The 5,615-nt window shown below is 55.5% G+C and carries 5 protein-coding genes; 2 read left to right on the forward strand and 3 right to left on the reverse strand.

Going from position 1 to position 5,615, the window contains the following annotated elements:
- Nucleotides 1-393: 393 nt before the first annotated feature.
- The 3 genes from HZB34_11615 to HZB34_11625 all read right to left on the reverse strand — a co-directional run bounded on the left by HZB34_11615 (nt 394) and on the right by HZB34_11625 (nt 3,929).
- A complete protein-coding gene (locus HZB34_11615) occupies nt 394-765 on the reverse strand; it encodes a hypothetical protein (GenBank protein MBI5316611.1) in 372 nt (123 codons plus the stop codon).
- Nucleotides 766-1,000: 235 nt separating this feature from the next.
- Nucleotides 1,001-1,645 (reverse strand): response regulator transcription factor, encoded by a 645-nt coding sequence (locus HZB34_11620; protein MBI5316612.1) that lies wholly within the window; start codon nt 1,643-1,645, stop codon nt 1,001-1,003.
- Nucleotides 1,602-3,929, reverse strand: a complete 2,328-nt coding sequence (locus HZB34_11625; GenBank protein ID MBI5316613.1) for a PAS domain S-box protein — start codon at nt 3,927-3,929, stop codon at nt 1,602-1,604. Before HZB34_11625 ends, HZB34_11620 begins: the two co-directional genes overlap by 44 nt.
- Nucleotides 3,930-4,303: 374 nt before the next feature.
- Here HZB34_11625 and HZB34_11630 point away from each other — a divergent pair, with 374 nt between their 5' ends.
- Together HZB34_11630 and HZB34_11635 are read left to right on the forward strand one after the other, a co-directional pair.
- Nucleotides 4,304-4,786 carry a YbaK/EbsC family protein gene (locus HZB34_11630; protein MBI5316614.1) on the forward strand — a complete coding sequence of 161 codons (483 nt, stop codon included), beginning with the start codon at nt 4,304-4,306 and terminating at the stop codon, nt 4,784-4,786.
- Nucleotides 4,787-4,792: 6 nt separating this feature from the next.
- Nucleotides 4,793-5,326 (forward strand): universal stress protein, encoded by a 534-nt coding sequence (locus tag HZB34_11635; protein ID MBI5316615.1) that lies wholly within the window; start codon nt 4,793-4,795, stop codon nt 5,324-5,326.
- Nucleotides 5,327-5,615: the final 289 nt, after the last annotated feature.

The raw sequence follows: 5,615 nt of genomic DNA on the forward strand, positions 1-5,615 counted from the left end.
CCGAGGTTCCGGGCGGCCCGACAGCGGGCTAACCCCGAGAAAGACGCGCTCGGACCAGCGGATTCCCACCTGTTTGCCCCCGTTGATCCACCCAGGAACAGAGTTCTTCGTGCAAACATGAATTAATCAGACCTTCCCTAACACTAGGGCAGAAACAGAATCAGGTTTCGAGAGAGGATGTTCGAGGGGGGGGGCATGATCCCGGCAATCATGCGAGAGTCAACACACACGGGTACTGCCGGGACAACACGGAAGGACTCGGCAGGATGTTTCCTGAGCCAACCAACATCAAGTCTGCGGCACGGACGAGCAGCTCGGCGGCCTCCTCCACCTCATGACGGCCAATCACTGCCCGCCCGCGCTTGCGATGGCCCGCTTGGGACCTTGGGTCCCTTATTGATTCGGGACAGCAATCTTGTATTCATCGAAGGGTGTTGCCAACACTGCGATACGGAAGAGCTCGTCTGCTGCCTTCGGGTTAATTCCGAAGTCCCGCTCCTTGAGCATCTTGAACCATTTGGCCATCCCGACCCTTACAGCCTGTTGATCGCCCTTTATTGCAGCCCTTTTCATGAGGTTCAGTTCGCTGAGATACGGTTGCCAATTGGCTGGGTCGCTATACGTGCCGGGATATCTGGACTGATAAAATTTCACCGAGCCGCTCAGCTCATCCATCCAATTGGTGGATTGAGCCAATACACCCTCCCCGGCGAACAGGACTAGCGCACAGGAGACCGCAACGAATGTCACAAGTATCGATTTCATGGAAGCCTCCTTTCTTCATTCAATCGAAAGGTGTCAACGCCAACGGAACTAGGTCCTCAATCTGTACCTCACTTCGCCTCCTTTCCTGGTAAAAAGTTCAATGCTTCTCCTAGAACTGCCTTTCATCTTTCTCTGAACTGGCATTATCCTATCGAAGGCAACGAACGAAACCTATCACCCGAAGGATGGTTTTTGGCTACACCGTTCAGGTGATGGATTGGAAGAAACGCCTACGCTACTTGCTGTTCACATAGACCAGGACCGCTTCGACACGGCCGGCGACGCCGAGCTTTCGATAGATATGGTGGAGGTGGGTCTTTACGGTATCGAGCGATACACACAACTGATCTGCGATGTCTTTATTGCCCCGCCCGGACGCAGCATAGGCGAGAATCTCCCTCTCACGTTCGGTCAATAGTCCCATTCCAACCGAACTCCCGCTCCCAGCCTCGTGCCGTGCGGAGACCACGTTTCTGGCAAAGCCGTCCGGCATAAAGAGGGAATGGACTTGCTTCCCTCGGTAGGTGGCTCTGATGATGCGAAGAAACTCGGCGTGGTCGGCATCCTTTAGAATGTAGCCGCAGGCGCCGGCTTGAACCGCCGCCACGATTCTCGCGTCCTCATCATGAACCGACAACATCAACACCTTCACATCAGGGAGGCAGCCTCTGATCAGGCGTGTGGCTGTGACCCCGTCGAGCCTGGGCATGTCTACATCCATCAGAATCATATCGGGTTTGGTTTTGACCGCCAGATCGAACGCCTCGTGTCCATCGGTCGCTTCTCCGACGACCTGGAGATCCGGTTCGCGCTCAAGAAGCAGTCGAAGGCTTTGCCTAAAAAGCCGTTGATCCTCGGCAATCAGCAATGTGGCCGGCATAAGCCTCCTGATTCAGCGGCAGTTCGACTGAAAAGACCGCGCCACCGGAAGGGCGATTCTCCGCACGAATCCTCCCACGATGCGCCGCCACCACGAGGCGGCAAAAGTGCAGCCCCAGCCCTCGTCCAATTCGAATGTCTCCGGGATCCTTCCTCCTGAAAAACATCTCGAACAGATGGGGAAGATCCTCAGGAGCGATGCCGGGTCCTTCGTCCGCAACCTGAATGGTGGCCTGGGAGGAGGACGTGCCACACGACTCGCGACCCGTACTTCCTCGCGCCTCCGCGTGAACCGTCACAGTAATCGTTCCTCCGTGTGGAGAAAACTTGATGGCGTTGTGGACGAGATTGATGAGCACCCGTAACAGACGGCGACGATCGGCTGTCATTCCGACATCATCCTCCGGCATCTCGATCTGAAAGGCAATTCGCCTCGCGGTGGCTTCGGATCGGAAGAGCTGCACCACGTCAGCGACCAGGCTGTTGACCGATACCGATGAAGTCAAGAGCGGAAGCCCGGAGTAGCTCTCTTGATACACATCCAGCATGTCGTTGATCATGCCGAGCAACAGGTCGATCGTCAATTGCATGTCGCCCCACCATTGTCGCCTCGCGGACGGCTGCGATCCTTCGTCTTGCGCGAGCAACTCCAACGTCTTCTTGATCCCCACCAACGGATTACGAATATCGTGGGCGAACATTGAAGCAAACTGACTGAGCGAAGCAAGGCGCTCCGAACGAATCAACTGTTCTTCGAGCCGCTTCTTTTCGGTGAGGTCGCTCAACTGTACCATCACGACGACCGGCGATCCGGCGTTCTCGACCGGCACCAGATCGACATCCATGATGAGCGTGCCTTCAGCCGGTGAGGGCATCCGCATCTCGCCGGCCGGCTCTTCTTTCTTGGTGTCGATGACCTCGTCCAACAATCGGTGCAACCGGGAACGGTCTGCTTCCTGAAAAAGATTCCCAATCTTCATCCCAATCAGGCGATCAGCAGAGGTCCTTAATTTGATCTCACCCCTCCGATTGACATCCTGGATAATACCCTCTTTGTTGACCAGCAACCTGATGTCCGTTGAGTGATCCCATAACAGACGGTAGTGCTCCTCGGAAATAACCAGCTCCTGATTCGCTCGTTCGAGTTCCGCCACATATTGCCTCCGCTCTCGTGAGGCACGCTCGAGCCGCTCGGCTAATTCATCGAAACTTACGGCTAAGGTATCGATTTCCACAATGCCGGAAGGCTGCGTCGCCATCGTCGGCTTTTCACCGTCCGGCTCTCCCAAGAGATGCACTCGCTCGACCAGTGCATTGATCGGCTGCACAATGCGGCGACCGAGGCGCCATCGGAGTAGGCCAACCACCGCTATGGTCAGCATGCCGAATGCCGAAAGTTTCCACGTGAGGAGACGCAACGGCGCATAGGTTTCATTGGGATCTTGGCTGACGAGAATGGACCACATGGCCTCCTGGACAATACCTGGTCGGAGCGCCACGGATGCAAGTCCGATGATCCCGCCCCCTTGACCATGGCCATCGTCCTGGGCCTCCATCCAGGCAAGCTCCGGCATTGACGGGGCCGAGTTGTGTGACTCGTTCATTGATGCAGTGATTGTCGTATGTTGCGCGGGTGGAAGGAACGGACAGGCCAATACCTTCCCTTTCGGTCCAATCAGCATCACATGGCCTGTATTACCGATTCTACTTCGGAGGACTGAAGTTAAGAGCTCCTCCTTTTCGATCATGGCATGTAACACGCCCACGACGACTCCGGTCTCGTCGACGATCGGCACGGCAACCTCCAAATGGCCTTGCCCCGTTTCGTCGATTCGCAGCTCTCCAACCCATGACCGGCGCTGTTCGAATACGACCGGCCACCAAGGTTGCCCGGTATGATCCGTCCCCGTATTGTCGGTTGCTACCCCGCCGACGGAACGGGCTAGGCGATCGAGGATGATCAATGACCGAAAATACGGCCGTTGCGACTCTTTCCACCGTTGAAGAACCGCCTGGTCAAAAGTGAGTCTCGTACCTTCTTGAACTGCTCCCCTGACCTCCGGGAGGGAACTGAACCGTTCCACCCATTCGATTTCCCTATCCAGGATTAACCCGACTTTATCTGCACTCTGTCGAGCAAGTTCCTGAAACCCGAGGCCGATGGTCTCGCGTAATGAGTATGTCGACTGCCAATACGCATAGCCCAAACCGACTGAGCCTGAGAGCAAACCGATGGAGAGGACTGAGAGCGAGATCGAGCGCTGAAGACTGACCTGCTTCCTCATGGTACACAGGTAGTAATGCCCGATGCCGGGTGAAGATGTTGACGCCCTTCATTCCAACGCTTCCGGAGAAGGAATGTCAAGGGCCTGCGGCAAAGAGCGCGATGGAAGACAATTGGATTCTCCCTTCGCCTCTTCTTCAGACCTAGCTACCGCCACATCGCTCGGCCATTACGTGTGAACCCGTGTCTTTCTTGAACAAGACAAACGGCGTATACTTATTAGATGGAGTGCAGTCATCATGATCAGAGCGGAGTCTTGATCGTGAACCACCCTGCCCCCTCTTTTTCAAATCGTCATCGAACATTCCTGCGTCCCCCTTTAACCATTCCGGCCATGACCTCCGTCCAGAGGTCGCCCACATGAGGAGGTGTTAGATGTCTATTGCGCCGACACTTAACGCATTTCTCGATCATGAACATGTGCATTATGACCTGCTGTCACATCCCCAAGCGTTTCGCGCCGCGGAGATCGCCTCCACACTTCACACTCCAGAAAAAGAAATGGCCAAGGTTGTGATTGTGAAGGTAGATGAGCGGTTCGTCATGACGGTGCTGCCGGCAAGCTGGAACGTGGATCTTCATCGCCTGAGAGCTTTCTTTCCGACTCGCCATCTACGGCTCGCGAGCGAGAGTGAGATCGCGGGGCTGTTTCCTGACTGCGAGATTGGCGCGATGCCGCCATTCGGTACCCTCTATGGGCTTCCTGTATATGTCGACCGATCGCTCGCAGAGGACAAGGAAATCGTTTTTCAAGCCGGCACCCACTCGGACGCAATACGTATGCGCTACATGGACTTTTCTGCACTCGTGTTTCCAGTGATCGCGGAATTCCACCGTTCACCGTGTAAAGTCTGGTGATTGATTATGTCTCAACCGCCTCCGACGACAGTTCATCCCTGGAAAGCCCTCCTCTCGAGGATTTTGATCGCCGTCGATGGCTCTGAGCACTCCGCCAGGGCCCTTCACTATGTGGGAACGCTCTTGCGCGATACTCGCGACGTGCAGGTCACATTGTTTCACGTGCTGAAACCGATGCCACGCGAACTCCTGGAACATGGCGGATCTGAAGATCCCGCAGAAGAAGTTCGTCTTGCCAAGAAATTACAGGAGGACCAAGAAAACTGGCTCATCGCAGAAAGCCGGTTTGAACACCCGATTTTATTGACAGCGCTGGAGCTGTTTGGAAAGACCGGATTTCCTCTGGATCGGGTTACGCTGAAGTTTGGCCACGAAGATGATATCGCTCACACGATTCTTGACGAGGCCCGCACTGGAGGTTACCAGACCATCGTCGTGAGCCGTCACGGCTCGAAGAGGGTGAAACTATTTTTCGGCGGAGGTATCACGGATCAGCTGCTGCGTGACGCGTCCGGATACACATTGTGGATCGTGGAATAACTGAACGGGCGACATCCTGCTCGTCTCCTTGGCGGCGACTTTGCTTTGAAACAACAAGGGCGACCTACATTACTGTAGGTCGCCCATTGTAGTTCTTCAGGCGCTAAAGTTGTCACTACTATTCAGCCACCGAAGTGCCAGTCTCCCGCTTAGTAGGGGAGGACGTGCAAGACCTTCTTGTCCTCGTTGTTCCAGACCACATCACACAGGTTCGACATGCGGCAGACAATCTGCGCCGCCACGCCGCCGGTCCCGCCGAACAACCCGCACCAGCCCAGGGTCACAAAGC

This window comes from Nitrospirota bacterium, from assembly GCA_016219645.1.
Classification (GTDB): domain Bacteria; phylum Nitrospirota; class Nitrospiria; order Nitrospirales; family Nitrospiraceae; genus Palsa-1315.